We start from the raw sequence: 21,103 nt of genomic DNA, 5'->3' as shown, positions 1-21,103 counted from the left end.
GATTACGAGGCCCCCACCGTGCGTCGACGCTCCGTTCTTCTCGCCGTTCCCGCAGGACTTGTGACGATCGCGGGGTGCGGTGACAGCGACTCCTCCTCCAGCAAGGCCAGCGCGTCGCCCTCGCCCTCGCCGTCCTCCTCGGCCTCGGCGGTGCCGCCGCCGAAGCTGGTGGACGGTCCGCTGCCGGCGATCACGGCGGGCACGAAGTTCGACGAGAAGCCGACCGTGGCCAAGGGCAGCGGTGAGCCGTCGAAGGACCTCGCGGTGAAGACGGTGATCGCGGGCAGCGGCAAGGCCGTCGCGGAGAACGACTTCGTCCAGGTGAACTACCTCGGCCAGGTGTGGTCGACGGCCAAGGTCTTCGACAACTCCTACGACCGCAAGACCTCGTTGGTGATCCAGCTCGCCCAGGGCGGCATCATCGACGGCTGGCGCTACGGCCTCGCGGGCCGCAAGGTCGGCAGCCGCGTCGAGATGGCCGTACCGCCGACCTGGGGCTACGGCAGCACGGGCAACGCGCAGGCGGGCATCAAGGGCACCGACACGCTGGTCTTCGTGATCGACGTCCAGGACTCGTTCAACGCCAAGAGCTCCGCCAAGGGGACGACCGTCGCGCAGTCCGACGCCGATCTGCCCAAGGTCGGCACGAACACCGACGGCAAGGCCCCCTCGGTGACGATCCCGAAGGCCGACCCGCCGAAGAAGCTGGTGTCGAACTACGTCCTGGAGAGCGACGGAGCCGTCGTCAAGGAGGCGCAGTCGATCCTGTGCCAGTTCAAGGGCGTGGTCTGGAGCACCGGCAAGGAGTTCGAGTCGACGTACACCCAGGGCCGGTTGAGCCAGTTCGCGATCAAGGACATGGAGTCGGTCGTCAAGGGCCTGGCCCAGGGCATCACCGGCAAGAAGGTCGGCAGCCGCGTCATGATCGTGGCACCCCCGGACCTGGCCTACGGCGACACCCCGCCGAGCGGTGGCGCCATCAAGAAGGGCGACACCCTGGTGTTCTCCGTGGACATCCTGGCCGCCATGTGACCCGTGCGGGTTCGGAGCCTGGCCGGAGCGCGCATTCGGCCGGTCTGCGAGACTGTGGGAGTTGCCTTGTCGTACACAAGCAGGAGCTAGAGACGTGAGCATCGAGAAGCCCGAGATCGACTTCCCGGAGGGCGAAGCCCCGGCCGAACTGGAGATCAAGGATCTCTGGGAGGGTGACGGCGAGGTCGCGGTGGCGGGCCAGAACGTCACCGTCCACTACGTGGGAGTGTCCTTCAGCACCGGCGAGGAGTTCGACGCCAGCTGGAACCGCGGTACCCCGTTCAAGTTCCCGCTCGGTGGCGGCCGCGTCATCAAGGGCTGGGACCAGGGCGTGCAGGGCATGAAGGTCGGCGGCCGCCGCCAGCTGACCATCCCCTCGCACCTCGCCTACGGCAACCAGAGCCCGACCCCGGCGATCAAGCCGGGCGAGACCCTGATCTTCGTGGTCGACCTCATCGCCGTCTGATCACCGGTTCCGACCGGACCCGATCATCTGGGGCCCATGCCTGCTGGGGCATGGGCCCTCGGCTTTTGTCAGGCCTGCGCGGGGCGGTACGGTCATCGTTCGTACGTACATGAGGAAGGCGAAGGGCGTCGATGGCCATTGCCAAGGCCGAGCGGCTGATGAACCTCGCGCTGTGTCTGCTCGGGACCCGGCGGCCGCTCAGCAAGCGTGAGCTGCGCGAGTCCATCGAGGCCTACCTCGAAGCGGGTTCGGACGACTCCTTCAACCGGATGTTCGAGCGCGACAAGGACGATCTCCGCGAACTCGGGCTCGTCATCGAGACGGTGGAGAACCTGGACGGCGAGGTCGGCTATCTCGCCCGCCGTGACAGCAACCGGCTGCCGCCCGTCACCCTCGACGCCGAGGAGGCCGCCGCGCTCGGTCTCGCCGCCAAGGTGTGGCAGCAGGCCCGGCTGGCCGGTGCCGCGAGCGGCGCCCTGCAGAAGCTGCGCGCCGCCGGGATGCCGGAGGATCTCGACCCGTACGAGCCGCACGGCGCGCTGGAGCCGCGGATCCCGGTGCACGAGGCGTCGTTCGAGCCGCTGATGCTGGCCTGCCGCGACCGCCGCCCGGTGGTCTTCGAGTACCGCAAGGCCACCGCCGCCCGTCCCGAGGCCCGCACTGTCGAGCCGTGGGCGCTGGAGTGCTGGCGCGGCCACTGGTACCTCGCCGGCTGGGACCGCGACCGGGGCGCCGAGCGCGTCTTCCGGCTGTCCCGGATCACCGGCAGGGTCCGTTCGCGCAACGGGCGGTTCACCGCGGACGTCCCGGACGTCGTCACCGTGCGGGAGACCGTCGCGGGCTGGGCGGGGGAGACCGCCGACCGCTCCGCGCTGATCCGGCTGCGCGCGGGCTCCGGTTACCCCTTGCGGGCGAAAGCCGTGGCGGTCCGGGAACTCGGGGACGGCTGGGACGAGTTGGAGATTCCGTACGGCCACGGGCTGGACGCCTGGCTGGTGGAGTTCGGCCCCGACGTGGTCGTCCTGGAGCCGGCCGAGCTGCGGGCCGACGTGGTGGACCGGCTGCGTGCCGTGGCCAAGGGCTGAGGGGGAGCGGAAGAGAACTGTGGCAGGCAAACCGGTCAGGCCCGTCAACGCCATCGACCAGACCCGGCGGATGCTCTCCCTGGTGACCTATCTGAAGGAGCGGCCCGGAGCGCGCATCGAGGACGTCGCCCGTGCCTTCGGGATCACCGAGGACGAGCTGGTGTCCGACCTCGATGTGCTGCCCATGTGCGGGACCAGCTTCCGGGGCGGCGACCTGCTGGACATCGACACCGACGGCGACCGCATCTGGTGGCACAACCCGGACGACGTCGCCGAGCCGCTGCGGCTCGCCGCCGACGAGGCGACCGCGCTCCTGGTGGCCGCCCGCGCGGTGTCGACCCTTCCGGGCCTGCGCGAGAGCGACCGGCAGGCGCTGCTGCGGGCCAACGCCAAGCTGGAGGCGGCGGCCGGTGAGGCGGCCGGTGCCAGCGCGCGGCTGTCGGTGACCTTCGAGTCCGAGGGCGGGGTCTTCGCGGACGTCGACCGGGCGATCTCGGAGCGCCGACGCCTGTGGATCCGCTACTACTCGCCCGCCCGGGACGAGCTGAGCGAGCGCGAGATCGACCCCATCCGCCTGGTCAGCGTCGGGCACACGTACGTGGAGGCCTGGTGCCGGCGCTCCGAGGCGCGCCGCACCTTCCGCCTCGACCGGGTCGCCGAGATCAAGATCCTCGACGAGCCCTCCGCGCCGCCCGAGATCGAACTGCGGGACCTGTCCGAGGCGTTGGTGCAGCCCGCCGCCGAGGACCCCGAGGTCGTGGTGGAGGTCGGCCCGGGCGGGCGCTGGGTCGCGGAGTACTACCCGCACGACAGTGCCGATGAGCTTCCCGACGGCGGGCTGCGTATTACGTTGCGCACCCCCGACCCGGCGTCCCTGCGGCGTCTGGCCCTGCGGCTGGGGCGCGACGGCCGGATCGTCTCCCCGAGCGACCTCGCCGACAGCGCCCGCAGGGCCGCGCGCGAGGCGCTGGCGGCGTACGACGGGCCGCAGGGTGTGGTTGACGCGGTGCATGGTGTTGACGAGAGGCAGGAGCAGGGGCTGTGAGCGAGTCGACGATGACTGGTGTCCCGGGTGTCTCCGGTGGTCCGGGCGTCCCCGGTGGTCCGGAGATGACGGTGGCCACCGCGTTCGCCGGGATGAAGAGCGTGGTCCCCGTGATGTTCAGAGCGGGCTGCCCGGACTGCCGGGGCAGCTTCGAACTGGCGGCGAGCGCCCTGCGTCTGGCCATCGGCGCCACCAGCCGCACCACCTTCTACTCCTTCACCTGCCCCGACTGCGGAGCCGCGGTGCGCAAGCCCGCGGGCGAGCGGATCGTCGAACTGCTCACCGGCGGCGGGGTCAGGACCCTGCGGCTGACCTCGGTCGGCTAGGGAGGGTCTAGGCTCGGCCCCATGTTCTGGGCGATGGTGGCGGTAGCTGTGGGTTTCCTGGGTCTCGCCGTGCTCGGCGTGCTCGCCGTCCGGGTCTTCCTGGCGGCGCGGCAGCTCGGGCAGCAGGTCACGGACGCGGCGCAGCGGATCAACAGGGCGGCCGAGGACCTCGAGCGCGCGGCGGTGGCGACAGCCCGTTCCGTCGACGCACTGTGAGTCACGTGTGAGCGAGGTGTGAGTTGCGCGCCTCATGCGCTTCGCGTCACTTTGCCCTGTCACGTTGTCGGTGGTGGCGGGTACGCTGCTGGTCGCGTTCCGGATAACGAGGCCCGGAGCGCGGACCGGGAGTACGCACGGGGATTGCCTGACGTTTACCCCTGAGCGTTACGATCGCTGGTAGCACGGTGGTCGGACGCATGTCCGACCGATCGGACAGCACCCCCACCCCAGCCGCCTCGGTGAGAAGGTAAAGACTTATGTTCGGAAGGCTCGGAGCTCCCGAGATCATTCTCATCCTCGTCGTCATCGTGCTCCTGTTCGGCGCGAAGAAGCTTCCGGACATGGCCCGCTCGCTCGGCAAGTCCGCGCGCATCCTCAAGAGCGAAGCCAAGGCGATGAAGGAAGAGGGCAACAGCACGCCCGCCCCCGCCGGCCCGCCGAACACCGACGAGTCCGTGCAGCGCACCATCCAGGCCGCTCCCGGTGACGTGACCAGCTCGCGCCCGGTCACCGAGCCGTCGGACACGACCAAGCGCTGACGCAGGGCCGGGACCCCCTCGGCCTGCCGCACGAGATGAGGACGTGGGTTGCCCAAGTCTGCCCGCAAGAAGGAGAAGGACCCCGAGGGGCGGATGCCCCTCGCGGACCATCTGCGCGAGCTGCGCAACCGGCTCGCGAAGGCGATGCTCGCCATCATCGTGGTGACCTGCGTGGCCGCCTTCTTCTACAACGACATCGTCAACGTCATCACCAAGCCGGTGCTGGACTCGGTCGGCTGCGCCTCGACGTTCGAGGAGCTGCAGAAGGCCGGTGACAAGACGCACACGTGCGCGCAGATCACGATCAACGGTCTGCTGACGCCGTTCACGCTGGCGTTGAAGGTGTCCCTGATGGCCGGTGTCGTACTGGCCTCTCCGGTCTGGCTCTACCAGCTCTGGGGCTTCATCGCCCCCGGCCTGCACAAGAACGAGAAGAAGTACGCGCTCTCCTTCGTCGGCACCGGCGTCCCGCTGTTCCTCGGCGGCGCCTACTTCGCCTACCGGGTGCTGCCCACCACGGCGAAGGTCCTGATCGGCTTCACGCCGAAGGACGTCAACAACCTGCTGCCGCTGGACGACCTGCTCGACCTGGTCACGCGCATGGTGCTGGTCTTCGGCCTCTCCTTCGAGCTGCCGCTGCTGCTGATCATGCTCAACCTCACGGGTGCGCTGACCGGCAAGCGAATGCTCGGCTGGTGGCGCGCGATGATCCTCGGCATCACCATCTTCGCCGCCGTCGCCACCCCCAGCACCGACCCGCTGACCATGCTGGCGCTGGCCGGACCGATCTGGGTGCTGTACTTCGGCGCGGTCGTCTTCTCCCTGCTCAACGACCGGCGCAAGCGCCGCCGCGACGCGGAGGGACCGGACGACGACGAGGCCTCGGACCTGGATCTCACCCCCGAGGACATCGGCGAGGTCGAGAGCGTCTCGGCGGGCCGGGCGGCCCTGCCCGAGCAGGCGAGCGGCACCGGCTCCGACCGGGTCAACGGCTACGACGACGTGACCTGACCGCCGTACGAGAACCGTCTCCGTGCTGTCCGACACCCCCCGGCACCCGGCTCAGGCCGGTGCCGGGGGGTGCGTCGTGTCCCGGGCACGGCACCGGTCCTGACGCCCTGAACTGCGGGGATCCCGTCATTCACAGGGATCGATCCGGATAATGATCGTCCTGTTGTCAGTGGCGCCCGGTACGCTCGAAAGCACGATGACAGAGGACCTCTCCCCGGCCGAGCGGTACGCGGCAGCCCGCCTGCGGGCAGCCGAGCAGGCCACCGCGCTCGCGGACTTCCGCGAGATGTACGACTTCGGTCTCGACCCCTTCCAGATCGAGGCCTGCCAGGCGCTCGAAGCGGGGAAGGGCGTGCTGGTCGCGGCGCCCACCGGCTCCGGCAAGACGATCGTCGGCGAGTTCGCCGTCCACCTCGCCCTCCAGCAGGGCAAGAAGTGCTTCTACACCACCCCCATCAAGGCCCTGTCGAACCAGAAGTACGCCGACCTGTGCCGCCGTTACGGCACGGACAAGGTCGGCCTGCTCACCGGCGACAACAGCGTCAACTCCGAAGCCCCGGTGGTCGTCATGACCACCGAGGTGCTGCGCAACATGCTGTACGCCGGTTCGCAGACCCTCCTGGGCCTCGGCCATGTGGTGATGGACGAGGTGCACTACCTCTCCGACCGCTTCCGGGGCGCCGTCTGGGAAGAGGTGATCATCCACCTCCCCGAGTCGGTGACCCTGGTCTCGCTGTCGGCGACGGTGTCGAACGCGGAGGAGTTCGGCGACTGGCTCGACACCGTCCGCGGCGACACCGAGGTGATCGTCTCCGAGCACCGGCCCGTGCCGCTGTTCCAGCACGTGCTCGCCGGACGCCGGATGTACGACCTCTTCGAGGAGGGCGAGGGCAACAAGAAGGCCGTCAACCCCGACCTCACCCGCCTGGCCCGCATGGAGTCCCAGCGCTCCTCGTACCAGGACCGCAGACGCGGCCGTGCCATGCGCGAGGCCGACCGCGAGCGCGAGCGGCGGCAGCGCTCCCGGGTGTGGACCCCGGGACGCCCGGAGGTCATCGAGCGGCTGGACAACGAAGGGCTGCTGCCCGCCATCACCTTCATCTTCAGCCGCGCCGCCTGCGAGGCCGCCGTGCAGCAGTGTCTGTACGCCGGGCTGCGGCTGAACGACGACGAGGCACGGGAGAAGGTGCGCGCCCTGGTCGAGGAGCGCACGGCGTCCATCCCGTCCGAGGATCTCCACGTCCTCGGGTACTACGAATGGCTGGAAGGTCTGGAGCGCGGTATCGCCGCCCACCACGCGGGCATGCTGCCGACGTTCAAGGAGGTCGTGGAGGAGTTGTTCCTGCGCGGGCTCGTGAAGGCCGTCTTCGCCACGGAGACCCTGGCGCTCGGCATCAACATGCCCGCCCGTTCCGTGGTGTTGGAGAAGCTCGTCAAGTGGAACGGCGAGCAGCACGCCGACATCACCCCCGGCGAGTACACCCAGCTGACCGGCCGGGCCGGGCGCCGCGGCATCGACATCGAGGGCCACGCCGTCGTGCTGTGGCAGCGCGGGTTCAGCCCCGAGCACCTCGCGGGACTGGCCGGCACGCGCACGTACCCGCTGCGCTCCAGCTTCAAGCCGTCGTACAACATGGCGGTCAACCTCGTCGACCAGTTCGGGCGGCACCGGTCGCGGGAGCTGCTGGAGACGTCCTTCGCGCAGTTCCAGGCGGACCGGTCGGTCGTCGGGATCTCCCGGCAGGTGCAGCGCAACGAGGAGGGCCTGGAGGGCTACAAGGACTCCATGACCTGCCACCTGGGCGACTTCGACGACTACATGCGGCTGCGCCGCGAGCTCAAGGACCGCGAGACGGAGCTGGCCCGGCAGGGCGTGGCACTGCGGCGCGCCGAGGCCGCGGTGGCGCTGGAGAAGCTCAAGCCGGGAGACGTCATCCATGTCCCGACCGGCAAGTACGCGGGCCTGGCCCTGGTGCTGGACCCGGGACTGCCCGCCGGGCGGTCCAACGGCCACCGCGGTTTCGAGCAGCACGACGGGCCGCGCCCGCTGGTCCTGACCGCCGAGCGGCAGGTCAAGCGGCTCGCGTCGATGGACTTCCCCGTCCCTGTCGAGGCGTTGGACCGGATGCGGATCCCGAAGTCCTTCAACCCCCGTTCCCCGCAGTCCCGTCGGGACCTCGCGTCCGCGCTGCGCACCAAGGCCGGGCACATTCCGCCGGAGCGGGCCCGCAAGCAGCGTTCGCAGGCCGCGGACGACCGGGAGATCGCGCGGTTGCGTACGGCGATCCGGGCGCATCCGTGTCATGGGTGCGGCGACCGTGAGGACCACGCCCGTTGGGCCGAGCGCTATCACCGGCTGCAGCGGGACACCACGCAGCTGGAGCGGCGGATCGAGGGGCGGACCAACACGATCGCCCGTACCTTCGACCGGATCGTGGCGCTCCTCACCGAGCTGGACTATCTGCGCGGCGACGACGTCACGGAGAACGGCAAGCGGCTGGCCCGGCTGTACGGCGAGCTCGACCTGCTCGCCAGCGAGTGTCTGCGCGAGGGCGTCTGGGAGGGGCTCGCGCCCGCCGAACTGGCCGCGTGCGTCTCGGCGTTGGTGTTCGAGGCGCGGGTCAGTGACGATGCGACGACGCCCAAGGTGCCGTCGGGCAACGCCAAGGCCGCGCTCGGGGAGATGGTGCGGATCTGGGGGCGCCTCGACGCCCTTGAGGAGGACTTCCGGATCACCCAGACCGAGGGTGTCGGGCAGCGCGAGCCGGATCTCGGGTTCGCCTGGGCCGCGTACATGTGGGCCAGCGGCAAGGGCCTGGACGAGGTCCTTCGGGAAGTGGACATGCCGGCCGGGGACTTCGTCCGGTGGTGCAAGCAGGTGATCGATGTGTTGGGGCAGATCTCCGCCGCGGCGCCGGTCAGCGGGGGCGAGGCGTCTTCCACCGTGGCGAAGAACGCGCGCAAGGCGGTGGAGTTGTTGCTGCGGGGGGTGGTGGCCTACTCGTCGGTGGGGTGAGGGTTCGTCGCTGCGTGCGGGTGCGCTGTGGCTGGTCGCGCGGCTCCCCGCGCCTCCGAGAGCTCACCGGTCCAGGTAGGTTCGCCAGGCGCCGTACCGGGTGATGTCCTCTGCGTGTGCCAGTGCCGCCGGCTCGCAGAGGAAGCCCGGGACGCTGGTGCCGTCCGAGAGCTGGACGCTGCCCAGGGTCATGGGTCGGGGGAGGGCGGCGAGCAGGCGGCCGAGGCCTTCTGCCGGCAGACGCCAGACCTCGGTCTCTATCGCCGCTCCGCCCTCGCCGACATGAACCAGGCCCGGCTTGGGCGGAGTTGTCGCGAGGGCGTGCAGGCGGTAGACCGGGGCCGTGGTCGTCGTGCGGTCCAAGCGGGCGCCCAGGGACAGCAGTTGGGGGTTGAGGGGCTGGCCCGTCAAGTGGGCTCCTACGACGGCGAGTGGCACCGTGGGGTCCAGGTCGCGGGCCAGGCGCGCCAGGCGGTCGTCCGTGAACGCCGGGCCGATCAGCATCACGCCGAAGGGCGATCCGTTCACCTCGCCGGACGGGATCGCCACCGCTGCCAGGTCGAAGAGGTTCGTCGAGTTGGTGAAGCGGCCCAGGCGGGCGTTCGCGCCCAGGGGATCGGCGGCCACTTCGGTCAGGGTGGGGTGGCCCGGGGTCGTCGGGAGCAACAGGGCGTCGGCGTCCGCCAGTTCGGACAGGGCACGGGTGCGCAGAGCGGTCAGGCGTTCCTCGTCCGCGTACAGCTGGTGGGCCGGGATGTCCCGGGCCCTGGTGATGATCTCGGCGACGGTGGGGTCCAGGCCCTCGGTGCCGGAGGCGATCGCCTTGTCGATGAACGCCCCCACCGCCGTGTAGCGCTCGGCGACGAACGCTCCCTGGTAGAGCATCGCCGCCGCCTCCGTGAACGGCGTGAGGTCCAGGGTGCGGATCTCCGCTCCCGCCCGGGACAGGCGGGTGACCGCCTCCTCGTAGGCTTCCGCCCAGCCCTCGTCCAGTTCGCCCAGCTGGTCCCGTGGGGGCACCGCCACGCGCCAGGGGCCCGGGGTGCGCTGGGGGAGCGGCGGGAGGGTGCGGGTCGGCGGGGAGGTCATGAAGGCGAGGGCCTGTTCGGCCTCGGGGAGGGTGCGGGCGAAGACCGTGACGCAGTCGATCGAGGCGCAGGCCGGGACCACGCCCGCCGTGGGGACCAGGCCCCGGGTGGGCTTCAGGCCGACGATGCCGTTGAAGGCCGCGGGGACCCGGCCCGAGCCCGCCGTGTCGGTGCCGAGGGCGAAGTCGACGATGCCCAGGGCCACGGCGACCGCCGAACCCGCGCTGGAGCCGCCGCTGATCCGTTCCGGGTCGTGGGCGTTGCGGACCGCGCCGTAGGGGGAGCGGGTGCCGACCAGGCCGGTGGCGAACTGGTCGAGGTTCGTGGCGCCGAGCACGAGCGCGCCGGCCGCGCGGAGACGGGCCACCACCGGGGCGTCGGCCTCCGGGGCGTAGGCGTAGGCCGGGCAGCCCGCGGTCGTCGGGAGGCCGTGCACGTCGATGTTGCCCTTGACCGCGAACAGACGTCCCGCGAGCGGGAGTCGTTCGCCCGCCGTCAGCCGGTCGTCCAGCGCCCGTGCCTCGTGCTCGACCTCCGTCTGCGGGCGCAGGTCGATCCAGATCTCCGGGCGGTTCACCGCCTGTACGCGGGCGTAGGCGGCTCGGACTCGGGACACGGTGGTCGGCATCTGGTGCTCCTCGCGGTTCGGTGCGCGGGTTCGGTGGCCTGGCTCGGGCGGGCTCAGCTCGCCGGTGCCAGGACCAGCAGGGCCGTGCCCGCCTCCACCTGGTCTCCGGGCCTGGCCAGGATCTCCGTCACCACGCCCGCCATCGGGGCGTGCACCCTGGACTCCATCTTCATCGCCTCCAGGGCCAGCAGGGGCTGGCCCGCCGTCACCTCGTCACCGGGCTCCACGTTCACCTGCCAGACGGAGGCGGCGAACTCGGCTTCGACCAGGCGCCCGCCGGCCGGGACGGCCGGCTCGGCCCGGGGCGGAGCCGGGGCGCCGGCCGCCTCCGCCCGGGTGAACTCGCCCGCCGCTTCCCAGGCTTCGCGTTCCGCGCCGAACGCGGTCTGCTGGCGGACCCTGAACTCCGCGATGGAGTCGGCGTGTTCGGTGAGAAACGCCTCGTACGTGGCGAGCGAGAACGTGCCCTCCTCGATGCGCGGGACGAAGCGGCCGGAGACGATGTCGGCGCGGAGTTCGAGGAGTTCGTCCGGTGCCACCGGGTACCACTTGATGCGGTCGAAGAAGCGGAGCAGCCAGGGTGAGCCGGGCTCGAACGCGCCGCGCTGCTGCCAGCCCGACCACACCTGGGTCGTCCGGCCCACGAACTGGTAGCCGCCGGGGCCCTCCATGCCGTAGACGCAGAGGTACGCGCCGCCGATGCCGACCGAGTTCTCGGCGGTCCAGGTGCGGGCCGGGTTGTACTTGGTGGTGACCAGGCGGTGGCGGGGGTCCAGCGGGGTGGCCACCGGGGCGCCCAGGTAGACGTCTCCCAGGCCCAGTACGAGGTATTCCGCGTCGAAGACCGTGGAGTGGACGTCGTGGACCGAGTCGAGGCCGTTCACGCGGCGGATGAACTCGATGTTCCAGGGGCACCAGGGGGCGTCGTCGCGGACGCCGGCCATGTAGCGGGCGATGGCCTCGCGGGTGGCGGGGTCGTCCCAGGAGAGGGGGAGGTGGACCGTGCGGGAGGGGACGACCAGTTGGTCCGTGGGCGGGAGGGCTGCCACTGTCTCCCGTACGGCGGCCAGGAGTTGGTGCTGCGGGAGGCGGGCCGGGTCCGTCCGGATCTGCAGGGAGCGGATGCCGGGGGTCAGGTCCGTGACGCCCTCGAAGCCGGCCTCCGCGACCGCCTCCATCAGGGCGTGGACCCGCATGCGCTGGGCCAGGTCCAGTTGCATGGGGCCGAACTCGACGAGGAGGTTGTCGTCGCCGCTGCGGCGGAAGGTGACGTCGTGGTCCCTCGCCAGGATGCCGCCGTCCACGATGGCGGGGCGGGGCGAGCCGCCGACGTCCACCGGGACGAAGCGGACGGTGTCGCCGGGCCTGAACTGGCCCAGTTTCCAGCGCTGTTGGCTGACGACCGTGGCCGGGCAGACGAAGCCGCCGAGGGACGGGCCGTCGGGGCCGAGGAGGACCGGCATGTCGCCGGTGTAGTCGACGGCGCCGACCGAGTACGGGGTGTCGTGGATGTTGGACGGGTGCAGGCCCGCCTCGCCGCCGTCGGTGCGCGCCCAGCGCGGCTTCGGGCCGACCAGACGGACGCCCGTGCGCGCCGAGTTGAAGTGGACCTTCCAGTCGGCGGCGTAGAAGTCGTGGATGTCGTCCTCGGTGAAGAACTCCGGTGCCGCGTGCGGGCCTTCGGCCACCGCCACGTCCCAGACGGCGTCGAGGACGGGGCGTTCGCCGGTCGGCACCGGTGTGCCCTCGGCGACCGTGCCGCCGTGCAGGACGTCACCGGTGCGCAGCGCCCGGCCGCCGTGCCCGCCGAACCGGCCCAGCGTGAAGGTGCTCGCGCTGCCGAGGAAGCCGGGAACGTCCAGGCCGCCCGCGACCAGCACGTAGGTGCGCAGGCCGTGTTCGGCCGGGGTGCCGATCTCCAGGACCGATCCCGCGGGCACGGTCACCGGCTCCCACTGGGGGACGGGCACGCCGTCCACCGTCACCGGTGCCGGGGCGCCCGTCACGCACACCGTGGTGGCGTGGGTGAACCGCACCGTCGGTCCCTGGAGGGTGCATTCGAGGCCGGGAGTGCCTTCCTCGTTGCCCAGCGCGCGGTTGCCGAGGCGGAAGGAGAGGTCGTCCATCGGACCGCACGGGGGCACGCCGACCTGCCAGTAGCCGGTGCGGCCCGGCCAGTCCTGGACCGTGGTGAGGGTGCCGCCGGAGACGATCTCGATGCGGGGGGTGGGATCCGTGACGGTGGCGAGGGTCGCCGTGGAGTGCGTGGCCGATCCGAAGTCCGGTTCCGCCAGGGCCGCTTGGACCAGGCCGAGGTTCGTCTCGATGCCGTCCACGCGGGTGCGGGCCAGGGCCTCGCCGAGCCGGCGCAGCGCGTCGGCGCGGTCCGAGCCGTACGCGATGACCTTCGCGAGCATCGGGTCGTACGCCGTCGTCACCTCGGTGCCGGTCTCCACCCAGCCGTCGACCCGCACGTCGTCCGGGAACTCGACCCGGGTCAACAGGCCCGCGCTGGGCCGGTGTTCACGGGACGGGTCCTCGGCGTAGACGCGGGCCTCGACGGCGTGGCCGCGCGGGGTGCCGGGGTCGCGGACGACACCGGACTCGCCCCGGGCCAGCCGCAGCATCCAGGCGACCAGATCGACGCCGTAGATCTCCTCGGTGACCGGATGTTCCACCTGGAGACGGGTGTTGACCTCCAGGAAGTAGGCCTCCTCGCGGGTGGCGTCGTAGACGAACTCGACCGTTCCGGCGGAGCGGTAGCCGACCGAGGCGCACAATTCGCGGGCCGAGTCGGCCAGTCGGGCACGGATGCGGTCGGGGAGGCCCGGTGCGGGGGCCTCCTCCAGCACCTTCTGGTTGCGGCGCTGGAGGGAGCAGTCGCGGTCGCCGAAGGTGACCACCCGGCCCTCGCCGTCGCCGAAGACCTGTACCTCGACGTGGCGGGCGTGCTCGACGAGGCGTTCCAGGAACACCCCGGCGGAGGAGAAGGAGGCGGCGGCGACGCGCTGCACCCGGTCCCAGGCCTCGGTGAGTCCGGCGGGGGAGTGGCACGCCGACATGCCGATGCCGCCGCCTCCGCCGGTCGCCTTGAGCATGACGGGGTAGCCGATGCGGGCGGCCTGGGTGAGTGCGTCGTCGAGGTCGGCCAGGAGGCCCGTGCCGGGCGCCAGTCGGACACCCGCCGCCTCGGCTGCCGCGCGGGCCGTGTGCTTGGCGCCGAACAGCTCCAGCTGTGCGGGAGTCGGGCCCACGAAGACGATCCCGGCGTCCTCGCAGCGGCGGGCGAAGGCCGCGTCCTCGGAGAGGAAGCCGTAGCCGGGGTGGATCGCGCCCGCGCCCGTGTCCTTGGCCGCCTTGAGGACCAGGTCGGCGTCGAGGTACGACTCCTTGGCGGGGGCCGGGCCGAGCCGTACCGCCTCGTCGGCCAGGCGTACATGGGGTGCGGCGCGGTCGGCGTCGGAGTAGACGGCGACCGTGCGCAGGCCGAGTGCGCGGGCCGTGCGGATGACGCGGACGGCGATCTCGCCCCGGTTGGCGATCAGCAGCGTGTCGAAGGTCATCCGGCATCCCCTCGGGAGGCGGTCCCGGCGAGCGTCATGGCGACTGCGGTCGGCTCGAAGCCGTTGCACGGGTTGTTGATCTGGGGGCAGTTGGAGACCAGGACGAGGACGTCGCGTTCGGCGCGCAGGGTCAGTTCGAGGCCCGGGGCGGAGAGGCCGTCGACGATGCCGAGGGTGCCGTCCGGCTCGACGGGCACGTTCATGTACCAGTTGATGTTGGAGACCAGGTCGCGTTTGCCGAGGCCGTGACGGGCGCCCTCCGCGAGGAAGTTGTCCACGCACGCGTGCTGCGACCAGGTGTGGTGGCCGTAGCGCAGGGTGTTCGACTCCTTGGAGCAGGCGCCGCCGACGGTGTCGTGCCGGCCGACCTGGTCGGCGGTGACCGTCATCAGCGGGGTGTGCTCGTTGGACATCAGCACGCTGCCGGTGGTCAGGAAGAGGTTGCCCTGCGCCTGGACGGTGTCGGGGGCGCTGTAGCGGACCGATGTGTCGTGGGCGTCGTAGACGAGGAAGTCGACGGCCTGGTTGCCGTGCAGGTCGGTGATCGTGAGGGTCTCGCCGGTGCGGACGACGGCGGACCAGGCGGCGCGGGCCGGAACAACGGTCGTGCTCATGCGAGCCCCCTCGCGGCGAGGAATTCGGCGGTGTTGAGGAAGGCGCGGCGGCCCTCGGGTGTGGCGTCCCAGAGCGGGTCGCCGGGCTTGGTGGCCTCGGCGCGCCAAGCCAGCACCTCCAGCGGGGAGTTGACGTAGGCGTCACGCGGGTCGGCCGGGTGCGGGACGTTCGCGAGCAGTACCGTCACGTCCTGTTCGGCGCGCAGGGTCACGCTGCCGCCGGGGCCGGTCGAGCCGGTGAAGTCGAGGGAGCCGTCGCCGCGGACCGCGACGCCCTGGAAGAAGGAGAGCGAGGGCGGTATGTCCCGTGGTTCCAGGCCGTTCTTGGCGGCGGCGAGCTTGAACAGCTCCCGTCCGGCGGGGGAGTCGGACTGCGGGGTGCCGTCGCCGTAGCGCTCGGTGTTGCGGATCAGGGTGGAGGTGCCGCACAGCGCGTCGTGGCGGCCCGAGGTGTCGGCGATCAGCGAGGCGAGGACGCGGCCCTGGTCGGAGAGGAGGAGCCGGCCCTCGCCGAGGTAGGCGTTCCACTGGACCTTGACCGTGTCGGCGACGTTCAGGCGCTCCCACGGGCGGTCGGCCGCGTACAGGAGCAGATGGGCGCAGGCGTCGCCGCGCGGGTCGGTCAGGCGGAGTTCGGTGCCGCGGGCGAGGACGCGGTGGGTGTAGTTGCCGCCCGCGACGGTCTCGGCCCACACCAGGTGGCCCGCCTCGCAGGGCGGGGACGGCCAGTCGCCGGCCGGGACGACGGGCATCGCCTCGGCCCGGCTGCCCTGCTGGGCGCGGGCGTGGTCGCGGGCTCCGTAAGTGGTCGCTGTCGCCATCGCGGGGGACCTCCGGCTGGGGGGACGTCTCGGTCGTACGGCATTTCTGTCGCCCGACAGAAATTAGGAGGCGGGCGGGTCACCGGGGTTGCCCGGGTGTTGCCGCTCGGTTACCGAGCCCTCACGAAGATCGCCGCCGGTCCGGCGGGCGGTCGCCGCGCGGGGCCGTGTGCGAGGATCGAACGCATGGGGACACCGGGTGCGCGGGGCGGTCGCAGGGTCGGCAGGCCGCGGGCCGACCAGCGGCCGGACAGCGGGCTGTCGCCGCGTGCCGAACTCCTCGCCGCCGCGGCCGAGTTGTTCACCACGCGCGGCTACGCGGCCACCACCACCCGGGCCGTCGCCGAGCGCGCGGGCATGCGACAGGCGTCCATGTACCACTACGTCTCCGGCAAGGAGGAGCTGCTCGCGGACCTCCTGGAGTCCACGGTCACGCCCTCGCTGGCCTGCGCGCGCGAACTCCTCGCGGACGACGCCACCCCGGCCGAGGGCCGGCTGTGGGAGCTGTGCCGCACCGACGTCGAGCTGCTGTGCGGCGGTCCGCACAACCTCGGCGGGCTGTATCTGCTGCCTGAGGTGCGCGCCGAGCGGTTCGCCGGCTTCCATGCCGTGCGCGCCGAACTCAAGGACGCCTACCGTCAGTTGCTCGCCGCGACCGCCGCGGGCGGGGCGCTCGCCAAGAGCGAGTTGGAGCTGCGTACGGATCTGGTGTTCGGGCTGATCGAGGGCGTCATCCTCGTGCACCGCTCCGACCCCGAGCGGCCGGTGTCCGCCTTCGCCGAGGCCACGGCCGACGCCGCGCTGCGCATCGCCGGAGTCTGAGCCGGAACAGGGGCTTCACTCATCACGGTGAGTGATGTTCGTGCACCTGTTCACCGTCACTCGGTGTGTACGAATGAAGGCGCAGCGTGTAAATGAGCCGAGGTTACTCCCCTTCCGTGTCCCATTTCAGGTGCTTGCTGAATATGACACAGCGATGATCCGGTCGGACTAAGCTCGCCCGCAGCGCACCGAGTTGGGCTGTATTCGGGCGCTTGTTCCCAAACATGCAAAAGATACAGAAGCTCCCCCCAGAGCTCCCCCGATCCCCCAGCCGACCCGTCTCAGAGGGCATACATGGTGAGTGTTCAATCGCCTCCCGGTGGCCGTGAACTTCCCTACGCGCGCGTGCTGTTGCCGCCCGCCATAGTGATGGCCGCAGCCACCGGGGCCGCCGTCGCCCTGGTGGCGGGGCCGGCCCGGATCGCCGTCGGCTGGTGCGGAGCCGTCGCCACACTCCTGGTGATCGCGACAGCGGCCGAAGCCGTACGACGTGGACGCATCCTGCGCGACGCGCGTGCCGAACACGCCCGTCACACCGCGTATCTGGAACGGCGGCTCGCCGACCAGACGCACGAGACGGTGCGCCTCGGCAAGGAGATCCTGCCCGCCACCCTCCACCGGCTCAGCAGCGGAGAATCCCCCGGAGAGGTGATTCGCCAAGTCGTCGACACCGATCCCGAGTGGCGGCAACTTCCCCAGCCGCAGCGCGACTTGCTGATGACCGTGCTCAAGATCGTGGAGCGCGAGGAGAACATGCGTGACTCCGCGCAACGCTCCTTCGTCAGCATCGCCCGCCGTGTCCAGGCCATCGTCCACCAACAGGCCAAGGAACTCCGGGAGATGGAGGAGGACCACGGCCGCAACCCCGAGGTCTTCGACGACCTCCTGCGCATCGACCACGGCACCGCGCTGATCGGCCGCCTCGCCGACTCCATCTCGGTGCTCGGCGGTGGCCGCCCCGGCCGCCAGTGGCCCGAACCGGTGCCGCTGTACAGCGTGTTGCGCGGCGCCATGTCCCGCATCCTGGAGTACCGGCGCATCGAACTGCACTCCATCGCCAAGGTCAACATCCGCGGCATCTCCGTCGAGCCGGTCATCCACGCGGCGGCCGAGCTCCTCGACAACGCCACGCGGTACTCGCCCCCGCAGACCAAGGTGCACGTCACCGCCGTGGAGGTGCAGACCGGCGTCGCCATCGAGATCGAGGACGGCGGCGTCAGCCTCAGCGAGGAGTCACGGGCCCGCGCCGAGGGCATGCTGGAGCGCGCCAAGGCCGGCACCGACCTCCAGGACCTCGGCGAGAGCCCGCGCCTGGGCCTCCAGGTCGTCGGCCGGCTCTGCGCGACGTACAACATGCAGATCTCGCTGCGCGCCTCGGCCTACGGCGGCGTCCGCGCCGTCCTCATCGTGCCCAGCGAGATGCTCACGCCCGGCACCGCGCCCGGACTCGCCCACGGCATCGGCGCCACCGCCATGCCCAAGGCCGAACTCGGCGCCGTCGACGGCCCCAAGCGCACGATCAAGCGCCGCCGCCCCACCAGCCCGCGCATCCCGGCCTCGGTCAGCATGGAGGACGAGGTTCCCGAGGTCACCGAGTGGACGGCGGGCGGCCTGCCGCAGCGCCGCAGCCGGGTCAAGGTCCCGCTCGCCCAGCGCTACGCCGAACAGGCCGCCGCCGAGCGCGCCGAGGCCGCGGCACGGGAGGCCCGCTCCGCGTGGGGCGTGCCCGAGCCCGAGCCGGAGAAGAAGGACGAACCCGAACCGGGCCTGTGGGTCGAGGCGTTCATGGAAGGCCTCAAGGGTGACCCGGACCCGACCGCTCTCACCCAGAAGACCGAGCCGGCCCGAGCCGAGGCCGACGACGAGGGGAACCTCAAGTGATCCAGCAGCGAGCCAACTTCGACTGGATGCTGAAGGACCTCGCCGACGGCGTGCCCGGCATCCAGCAGATCGTGGTCCTGTCCGCCGACGGCCTGCGCATCGCCCGCTACGGCGGTGACCCGGACGCCGCCGACCGCGTCGCCGCGGCCTGCGCCGGACTGCAGAGCCTGGCGGGCGCCGTCGCCTCCGAGATCCCCGGCAGCGACGGCCGGATGAAGATGGTCATCATCGAGATCAACGGCGGCTACTTCTATCTGATGGCCGCGGGCGCCAACGCCTATCTCGCGGTGCTGTCCGACGTGGTCGCCGAACCCGGCCTGATGAGCAACCGCATGCGTGACCTCGTCGTCAGAATCGGCGCACACCTCACCAGCCCGCCGAGGCGCAACGGGCAGACCGTATGACTCCTCCGCAACGCCGGCGGCGGCATCCGACGGATGGACCGCCGCCCGAGCCCGCCAAGAAGCAGGGCGAAGGAAAGATCCCGGAACGTCTCTACGTGCTCACCGGCGCGACGGAGGACGGCGACCGGGCCGAACTCGACCTGGTCACGCTGATCGTGGCGCGTTCCGACGCGCCGCAGTCGGCCACCCCGGAACAGGCGGCCCTGCTCCGGCTCTGTATCGCCCCCCTGTCCGTGGCCGAGCTGTCGGCCTATCTCAACCTGCCGTACAGCGTGGTGACCGTCCTGCTCACCGAGCTGCTGACGGCCGAACTGGTGCAGGCGCGCGCCCCGATCGTCCGCCAGGCGCTCCCCGACCGTTCCCTCCTCGAAGCGGTGATGCATGGACTTCAAAAGCTCTGACACCCTCACGGGTCCGCGGACCGAGGACCATCTCCCGCACACGGCCCAGGCCGCGGTGAAGATCGTGATCGTCGGCGGCTTCGGGGTCGGCAAGACGACCATGGTCGGTTCGGTCAGCGAGATCCGACCGCTGACCACCGAGGAGACCATGACGCAGGCCGGTGTCGGCGTCGACGACGACTACGGCTCGGACACCAAGACGGCCACCACCGTCGCGATGGACTTCGGCCGCATCAGCATCACCGAGCAACTGGTGCTGTACCTGTTCGGCACCCCCGGCCAGGAACGCTTCTGGTTCCTGTGGAACGGGCTGTTCGAGGGCGCGCTCGGCGCGGTGGTGCTGATCGACACCCGGCGCCTCGAAGTCAGCTTCGACGTCATAGGACGGCTGGAGGAGCGCGGGGTGCCGTTCGTGATCGCCGTCAACTCCTTCCCGGACGGCCCCCGTTACCCCCTGGACGACCTGCGCACGGCGCTGGACCTGTCCCCGGACATCCCCATCGTGGAGTGCGACGCGCGCCGCCGCGCCTCCAGCCGGGACGTCCTGATGACCCTGATGCGCTTCCTGCACTCCCTGGCGATGACGGGCTCACTCACGTGACCCGCCCGACTCCCCCGACATCGTTACCACTTCAGCTCCCGGAGCGAACACCGTGACGCCTGAACACCACTCACCCACCGAGACGGAAGACCCCCGGTCCGGCCCGCCCCCCGGCTGCCCCGCGCACGGACAGGGGCCCGGGGGACTGCACCGGCTGTACGGCGCCGAGGCGGCGGACCTGGGCGCCCTCTACGAGAAGCTGCGCCTCGAACACGGGCCCGTGGCACCGGTGTTGCTCCACGACGACGTACCCATCTGGGTCGTCCTCGGCCACACCGAGAACCTGCACATGGTGCGGACGCCCTCGCAGTTCAGCCGGGACAGCCGGATCTGGACCCCGCTGCGCGAGGGCATGGTCAAGCCCGACCACCCGCTGATGCCGCACATCGCCTGGCAGCCCATCGCCTCGCACGCCGAGGGCGACGAACACCTGCGGCTGCGCGGCGCGGTCACCGGCGCCATGTCGACGATCGACCCGCGCGGCATCCGCCGCCACATCAACCGCTACACCCAGGTCCTCGCCAACTCCTTCTGCGAGGAGGGGCGCGCCGAACTCGTCGGCCAGTTCTGCGAACACCTGCCGATGGCCGTGCTGTGCGAGATCCTCGGCATGCCCGACGAGTACAACGAGCAGATGGTGGAGGCGGCCCGCGACGCCCTCAAGGGCACCGAGACCGCCATCGTCAGCCACCAGTACGTCATGGACGCGCTGACCCGGCTCACCGCGCTGCGCCGGGCCCAGCCCCTGGACGACTTCACCAGCCACCTGGTCACCCACCCGGCCGGGCTCAGCGACGACGAGGTCAGGGAGCACCTGCGGCTCGTCCTCTTCGCCGCCTACGAGGCCACCACCAACCTGCTCGCCAACGCGCTGCGCATGGTCATCACCGACCCGCGCTTCCGCGCCCAGCTCAACGGCGGGCAGATGACGGTGCCGGAGGCGGTCGAGCAGTCGCTGTGGGACGAGCCGCCGTTCAGCACGGTCTTCGCCTACTTCGCCAAGCAGGACACGGAGTTGGGCGGCCAGCGCATCCGCAAGGGCGACGGACTGCTCTTCGCGCCGGCGCCGGGCAACGTCGACCCCCGGGTGCGTCCCGACCTCAAGGCCAACATGATGGGCAACCGCTCCCACCTGGCCTTCGGCGGCGGCCCGCACGAGTGCCCCGGCCAGGACATCGGCCGTGCCATCGCCGACACCGGGGTGGACGCGCTGCTGATGCGGCTGCCGGACATCGAACTCGACTGCGACGAAGACGAGTTGAGCTGGACGGCGTCCATCGCCTCCCGCCATCTGGTGGAACTGCCGGTGCAGTTCGCCCCGAAGCCGAAGCAGGACGTCTCGGAGAAGCCCGGCCACGCGGCGGTGCCGCAACCGCGCCACACCTGGCACGTCGGGATGTCCCCGGACCCGCAGCCGACGGCGGCGGCGATCCCGCAGCCCGTCGAGGTGACGGCTCCGCCGGTGGCGCCCGCGACGGCTGAGCCGGTGCACCGGCCGGGCGCGTGGCAACGGTTCCTGAGGTGGTGGCGGGGCTACTGAG

At 71.2% G+C, this 21,103-nt stretch carries 19 protein-coding genes; 15 read left to right on the top strand and 4 right to left on the bottom strand.

The annotated features are described in order from the left end of the window. The first annotated feature begins 18 nt into the window (after positions 1-18). The 9 genes from ACIPTO_RS27575 (at position 19) to ACIPTO_RS27535 (ending at position 8,739) form a co-directional block, all read left to right on the top strand. A complete protein-coding gene (locus ACIPTO_RS27575) occupies positions 19-1,032 on the top strand; it encodes an FKBP-type peptidyl-prolyl cis-trans isomerase (protein WP_366321309.1) in 1,014 nt (337 codons plus the stop codon). A 94-nt stretch (positions 1,033-1,126) separates the two neighbouring features. Next, a complete protein-coding gene (locus ACIPTO_RS27570; RefSeq protein ID WP_366321307.1) occupies positions 1,127-1,498 on the top strand; it encodes an FKBP-type peptidyl-prolyl cis-trans isomerase in 372 nt (123 codons plus the stop codon). 131 nt (positions 1,499-1,629) lie between these two features. After that, a complete protein-coding gene (locus ACIPTO_RS27565) occupies positions 1,630-2,583 on the top strand; it encodes a WYL domain-containing protein (RefSeq protein ID WP_366321305.1) in 954 nt (317 codons plus the stop codon). Positions 2,584-2,602: 19 nt separating this feature from the next. Beyond that, complete coding sequence (locus ACIPTO_RS27560) at positions 2,603-3,628, top strand: WYL domain-containing protein (protein WP_366321303.1); 1,026 nt, start codon at positions 2,603-2,605, stop codon at positions 3,626-3,628. A gap of 11 nt (positions 3,629-3,639) precedes the next feature. Continuing rightward, on the top strand, positions 3,640-3,954 hold the full coding sequence (locus ACIPTO_RS27555) for a hypothetical protein (protein ID WP_366321656.1): 315 nt from the start codon (positions 3,640-3,642) through the stop codon (positions 3,952-3,954). 21 nt (positions 3,955-3,975) lie between these two features. Next, positions 3,976-4,170 carry a hypothetical protein gene (locus ACIPTO_RS27550; RefSeq protein ID WP_366321301.1) on the top strand — a complete coding sequence of 65 codons (195 nt, stop codon included), beginning with the start codon at positions 3,976-3,978 and terminating at the stop codon, positions 4,168-4,170. Between the two features lie 260 nt (positions 4,171-4,430). Next, positions 4,431-4,712: a Sec-independent protein translocase subunit TatA gene (gene tatA, locus ACIPTO_RS27545; RefSeq protein WP_355906538.1), complete on the top strand. Its 282-nt coding sequence runs from the start codon at positions 4,431-4,433 to the stop codon at positions 4,710-4,712. Positions 4,713-4,760: 48 nt separating this feature from the next. Further along, the gene (gene tatC, locus ACIPTO_RS27540; protein ID WP_366321299.1) at positions 4,761-5,723 is read left to right on the top strand and encodes a twin-arginine translocase subunit TatC; all 963 of its coding nucleotides are present in this window, start codon (positions 4,761-4,763) and stop codon (positions 5,721-5,723) included. Between the two features lie 151 nt (positions 5,724-5,874). Beyond that, positions 5,875-8,739 carry a DEAD/DEAH box helicase gene (locus ACIPTO_RS27535; RefSeq protein ID WP_401196463.1) on the top strand — a complete coding sequence of 955 codons (2,865 nt, stop codon included), beginning with the start codon at positions 5,875-5,877 and terminating at the stop codon, positions 8,737-8,739. 63 nt (positions 8,740-8,802) lie between these two features. On the opposite strand, the gene atzF is transcribed toward ACIPTO_RS27535, so the two are convergent. From atzF to ACIPTO_RS27515, 4 genes are read right to left on the bottom strand one after another with little or no spacing between them, the layout of a single operon-like run. Continuing rightward, a complete protein-coding gene (gene atzF, locus ACIPTO_RS27530) occupies positions 8,803-10,455 on the bottom strand; it encodes an allophanate hydrolase (protein ID WP_401196460.1) in 1,653 nt (550 codons plus the stop codon). A gap of 53 nt (positions 10,456-10,508) precedes the next feature. Next, the gene (locus tag ACIPTO_RS27525) at positions 10,509-14,018 is read right to left on the bottom strand and encodes a 5-oxoprolinase/urea amidolyase family protein (RefSeq protein ID WP_401196457.1); all 3,510 of its coding nucleotides are present in this window, start codon (positions 14,016-14,018) and stop codon (positions 10,509-10,511) included. Continuing rightward, complete coding sequence (locus tag ACIPTO_RS27520; protein ID WP_401196454.1) at positions 14,015-14,632, bottom strand: urea amidolyase associated protein UAAP2; 618 nt, start codon at positions 14,630-14,632, stop codon at positions 14,015-14,017. Before ACIPTO_RS27520 ends, ACIPTO_RS27525 begins: the two co-directional genes overlap by 4 nt. Further along, positions 14,629-15,453, bottom strand: coding sequence for an urea amidolyase associated protein UAAP1 (locus ACIPTO_RS27515; RefSeq protein ID WP_401196452.1), 825 nt, complete (start codon positions 15,451-15,453; stop codon positions 14,629-14,631). The genes ACIPTO_RS27520 and ACIPTO_RS27515 overlap by 4 nt, the downstream gene beginning before the upstream one ends. Positions 15,454-15,639: 186 nt before the next feature. Here ACIPTO_RS27515 and ACIPTO_RS27510 point away from each other — a divergent pair, with 186 nt between their 5' ends. From ACIPTO_RS27510 to ACIPTO_RS27485, 6 genes are all read left to right on the top strand, one after another. Next, complete coding sequence (locus tag ACIPTO_RS27510) at positions 15,640-16,275, top strand: TetR/AcrR family transcriptional regulator (RefSeq protein ID WP_366321287.1); 636 nt, start codon at positions 15,640-15,642, stop codon at positions 16,273-16,275. A 294-nt stretch (positions 16,276-16,569) separates the two neighbouring features. Beyond that, complete coding sequence (locus tag ACIPTO_RS27505) at positions 16,570-18,156, top strand: sensor histidine kinase (RefSeq protein ID WP_401196450.1); 1,587 nt, start codon at positions 16,570-16,572, stop codon at positions 18,154-18,156. Beyond that, on the top strand, positions 18,153-18,560 hold the full coding sequence (locus tag ACIPTO_RS27500; RefSeq protein WP_019066134.1) for a roadblock/LC7 domain-containing protein: 408 nt from the start codon (positions 18,153-18,155) through the stop codon (positions 18,558-18,560). The genes ACIPTO_RS27505 and ACIPTO_RS27500 overlap by 4 nt, the downstream gene beginning before the upstream one ends. Then, complete coding sequence (locus ACIPTO_RS27495; protein ID WP_366321283.1) at positions 18,557-18,961, top strand: DUF742 domain-containing protein; 405 nt, start codon at positions 18,557-18,559, stop codon at positions 18,959-18,961. The genes ACIPTO_RS27500 and ACIPTO_RS27495 overlap by 4 nt, the downstream gene beginning before the upstream one ends. Then, positions 18,942-19,562: an ATP/GTP-binding protein gene (locus ACIPTO_RS27490; protein WP_366321281.1), complete on the top strand. Its 621-nt coding sequence runs from the start codon at positions 18,942-18,944 to the stop codon at positions 19,560-19,562. The genes ACIPTO_RS27495 and ACIPTO_RS27490 overlap by 20 nt, the downstream gene beginning before the upstream one ends. A 52-nt stretch (positions 19,563-19,614) precedes the next feature. Beyond that, positions 19,615-21,102, top strand: coding sequence for a cytochrome P450 (locus ACIPTO_RS27485; protein WP_401196447.1), 1,488 nt, complete (start codon positions 19,615-19,617; stop codon positions 21,100-21,102). Position 21,103: the final 1 nt, after the last annotated feature.

It is taken from the genome of Streptomyces sp. NPDC090083 (assembly GCF_044747445.1).
Taxonomy (GTDB): Bacteria; Actinomycetota; Actinomycetes; order Streptomycetales; family Streptomycetaceae; genus Streptomyces.
Note: the sequence above shows the minus strand (reverse complement) of the source record. Positions and strands in the feature narration are given on the sequence as shown.